The organism is Streptomyces cahuitamycinicus (assembly GCF_002891435.1).
Lineage (GTDB): Bacteria > Actinomycetota > Actinomycetes > Streptomycetales > Streptomycetaceae > Streptomyces > Streptomyces cahuitamycinicus.
Genome location: NZ_POUC01000609.1, coordinates 1 through 3,596 on the forward strand (window position 1 = coordinate 1; position 3,596 = coordinate 3,596).

The following is a 3,596-nucleotide window of genomic DNA, read 5'->3' on the forward strand; positions in this document are numbered from 1 at the left end:
GGACACCCCCCTGGAGGGCGTCCGCCCACCGCTCCCCCAGCGGAGCCGCGAACAGCCGGTGGCCGAGCAGCCCGTTGGCCTCGCCGCCGATCGTCTCGCTGGAGAACAGGTGGTAGAGCAGGAAGAACGCGGGGATCTGGAGCATCCCGGGCAGGCAGCCGGCCAGCGGCGACACCTTCTCCTCGGCGTGCAGCTCCAGCACGGCCTTCTGGAGCTTCTCGGGGTTCTTGCCGTGCTTCTTCCGCAGCTCGGCGATCTTCGGCTGGAGCGCGGTCCGGGCCTTCTGGCCGCGCGCGGCGGCCCGGGACAGGGGGTGGACGAGGAGTCGTACGAGCGCGGTGAACAGGACGATCGCCGCGGCGGCGGCCGAGGCGCCGAACAGCGGCTGGAGCAGGTCGGCAAGGTGCTCGACCAGGTTGGCGAAGACGGACATGGGTGAGCCCTCCGGGGGTCTCGTCGTGCCGGAAGTGGGAATGGCGGCATGACGACCCGCGCGGGGTCACCTGATGACGTGTGGATGCGCCCCTACGCGACGGTCGCCCGGAGGGCGTGACCGGGTGCCCGGGGCCGGGTGCGCCCTCGGGCGTCGGGATCGCGCTGGGGCAGGAAGGCCGTACGCCGGTCCCGGTCGCGGATGGCCGTACGCACCCGTGTGCGCGGCACGGCGGGCGCGCAGCGCGAGGCGACGACGGCGCACAGGGCGAGGGCGGCCGAGGCCGCGGTGGTCGCGGCGAGGGCGACGGTGGCGGAGAGGCTGCCGGTGTCGAGCAGCGCCACTTCGACGAGCAGGAAGAGCAGCACGAGGGCGGGACGCAGAGTCGCCCAGCTCCGGTTCATCGGCTGCCCCTCCTCTCGTACGTGTGTATGCCCTGTTGTTCGTTATACAGGATCACCCTCCCGTGCGGGTCCGCGACTTCGTACACGGGTTTGAGAAAGGTTCGTCCGAACTCTCGACAACCCACCCGCCACACCCGATGCTTCTCGTCACCAACCACGGGGGCACCCCTGTGACGCCGGGCCGGGGACCGGCGTCCGCCCCCATCTCCCTTACGGAGGAGCCGTGATCCGACGCAGGAGTCTGCTGGCCGCAGCAGGCGGTACGTTCCTCGGCAGCGCCCTGGCGACGGGCACCGCGCACGCGGACGCCACGATCGCCGTCAACCCGTCGACGACGTACGGCGCCTGGGAAGGCTGGGGCACCTCCCTCGCCTGGTGGGCCAACGTCTTCGGCGCCCGGGACGACTTCGCCGACCTGTTCTTCACCACCAAGTCCGTCACGTACAACGGCCGTTCCCTCCCCGGCCTGGGGCTCAACATCGCCCGCTACAACCTCGGCGCGTGCAGCTCGAACAGCGTCGGCGGCGAGACGATGGTGAAGTCGCCCAACATCCCGGCCTTCAAGCAGATCGAGGGCTTCTGGCAGGACTGGAACAACGAGGACCCCACCTCCTCGGCGTGGAAGTGGACGGCTGACGCCAAACAGCGCGCGATGCTGGTGAAGGCGACCCAGCGCGGCGCGATCACCGAGCTCTTCGCCAACTCCCCCATGTGGTGGATGTGCAGCAACCACAACCCCTCGGGCGCGGCGGGCGGCGGCAACAACCTCCAGACCTGGAACTACCGCCAGCACGCGAGCCACTTGGCGGCGACTGCCCTGTACGCGAAGAACAACTGGGGCGTGAACTTCGCGACGGTCGACCCCTTCAACGAGCCGGCCTCCACCTGGTGGACCGCGACCGGCACCCAGGAGGGCTGCCACATGGACCCGGCGGTCCAGGCGGCCGTCCTCCCCCACATGCGCGGCGAGTTGGACAAACGCGGCCTCACGGGCCTCCGCATAGCCGCCTCGGACGAGACGAACTACGACACGGCCCGCTCCACCTGGTCGTCCTTCAACTCGACCGTCAAGGGCCTGGTCTCCCAGGTCAACGTGCACGGCTACCAGGGCTCGGGCGGCCGCCGCGACCTCCTCTACACGGACGTGGTGACCACCTCCCGCAAGAAGCTGTGGAACTCCGAGACGGGCGACAGCGACGGCACCGGCCTGACCATGGCCTCGAACCTCTGCCTAGACTTCCGCTGGCTGCACCCCACGGCCTGGTGCTACTGGCAGGTCATGGACCCGTCGTCGGGCTGGGCGATGATCGCCTACGACGCGAACACCCTGCAGCCGACCACCGTCCAGACCAAGCTCTACGTGATGGCCCAGTTCAGCCGCCACATCCGCCCCGGCATGACGATCCTGGACACGGGCGTCGGCTACGCGGTGGCGGCGTACGACGCGACGGCCCGCCGCCTGGTGATCGTGGCGGTCAACACCGCGGCCTCGGCCCAGACCCTCACCTTCGACCTCTCCCGCTTCTCGACGGTCACGGGCGGCGCCGGAGGCCTGGTCCCCCGCTGGAACACGGTCACGACGGGCGGCGGCGACCTCTACACACCCCGCTCGGACATCCGCCTGAACGGCAAATCGGTAAGCGTGCCATTCGCCGCGAAGTCGGTCCAAACCCTCCAGATCGACGGAGTGACGCGGTAGGTCGGCGAGGGCGGCGGTTCGGGGCGAACCGTGAAGCCTGGGTGGTGAGCATGGGAATTCGGGAGGCCTGGGTGGTCTGGCCTGCGCATCTCTCACGCTCGTCACCTCCCGGCAGTACGGTGTCCCCCATGCGCCCCGACACGCCTGCCGAAAACGTCGACCACACCGCCGAGGCGGCACGCCTGGAGCGGACCGCCGGCCTGTATCCCGAGGACGCCGAGGCCCTGCTGCTGCGGGCAGCGGCCCACCTGGAGCTCTCCGGCGACCGCCCCACCGCGACCACGCTCTACGACCGCCTGCTGTCCTCCCCCGACGGCCTGGAGAACCCCCACCTGGTACGGGCGCTCAAGGCCTCCAACCTCTGGGAGTACGGCCACGAGGCCGAGGCCCGCGCGATCATCGAGGGCGTCCGGGTGGCGGCCCCCAAGGACCCGGCGCCCTGGGTGATCGTGGCGGAGTCCCTGGAACACCACGACGAGCTCGAAGCGGCCCACGACACCTTCACCGAGGCCGTACGCCGCCTCCTGACGGACGTCCCGGAGCCCCCGTACGCCACCCACCCGCTCCTCTTCGGCCGCCACCGGGTCCGCCGCATGCTCGGCAAGTCCCACGACGACTGGGACGCCCTCGCGGACACCGTCCACTCCCTCCCGATCACCCTGGACGAACTCCACGACCCCAAGCGCGTCTGGTCCCTGGGCTCGGAGAACCCCGCGGAACTGGAGGCGGAGATCCTCCGCCTCCGAGCAGAACTGGGCGCCTACCGGGAGGCCCTCTCCCGCCCGTTCCCGGTAGCGGTCCTGCACTGGCCGGCGGGCGAGCTCTCGGAACTCCTGGAGGCGTACCCGACCCTCACATCGGAGTACCCGACCCACGAGGAACACCTCGCGACCATAGAGACGGCCCTGCGCGAACTGTCCGCCTCCGGCACCCCGAACCTGGGCATCGTCACGGGCACGGTCCCGTCCTACGAGGCCTTCGCCGCATCGGAACTCTCCTCCCCGGGCGACGCGACCCTGCTACCGCAGTACGCGACGACCCTGGCGGCACGGGGGCGGGC

The 3,596-nt window shown here is 70.6% G+C and carries 4 protein-coding genes; 2 read left to right on the plus strand and 2 right to left on the minus strand.

The features are described from left to right. The coding region (locus tag C1J00_RS40225; protein ID WP_146046362.1) for a YidC/Oxa1 family membrane protein insertase at positions 1-433 on the minus strand (433 nt) is incomplete at its 3' end. Positions 434-525: 92 nt separating this feature from the next. Beyond that, positions 526-837 carry a DUF6412 domain-containing protein gene (locus tag C1J00_RS40230; RefSeq protein WP_102913799.1) on the minus strand — a complete coding sequence of 104 codons (312 nt, stop codon included), beginning with the start codon at positions 835-837 and terminating at the stop codon, positions 526-528. A 223-nt stretch (positions 838-1,060) separates the two neighbouring features. On the opposite strand from C1J00_RS40230, the gene C1J00_RS40235 reads away from it, so the two are divergent. Both C1J00_RS40235 and C1J00_RS40240 read left to right on the plus strand, forming a co-directional pair. Continuing rightward, positions 1,061-2,536 (plus strand): glycoside hydrolase, encoded by a 1,476-nt coding sequence (locus C1J00_RS40235; protein ID WP_102913800.1) that lies wholly within the window; start codon positions 1,061-1,063, stop codon positions 2,534-2,536. Positions 2,537-2,664: 128 nt separating this feature from the next. After that, the coding region (locus C1J00_RS40240; RefSeq protein WP_102913801.1) for a hypothetical protein at positions 2,665-3,596 on the plus strand (932 nt) is incomplete at its 3' end.

Bases quoted from the DNA above. Each gene is read 5' to 3' on its own strand.
- C1J00_RS40230 (WP_102913799.1), bottom strand. From the start codon at position 837: ATGAACCGGAGCTGGGCGACTCTGCGTCCCGCCCTCGTGCTGCTCTTC.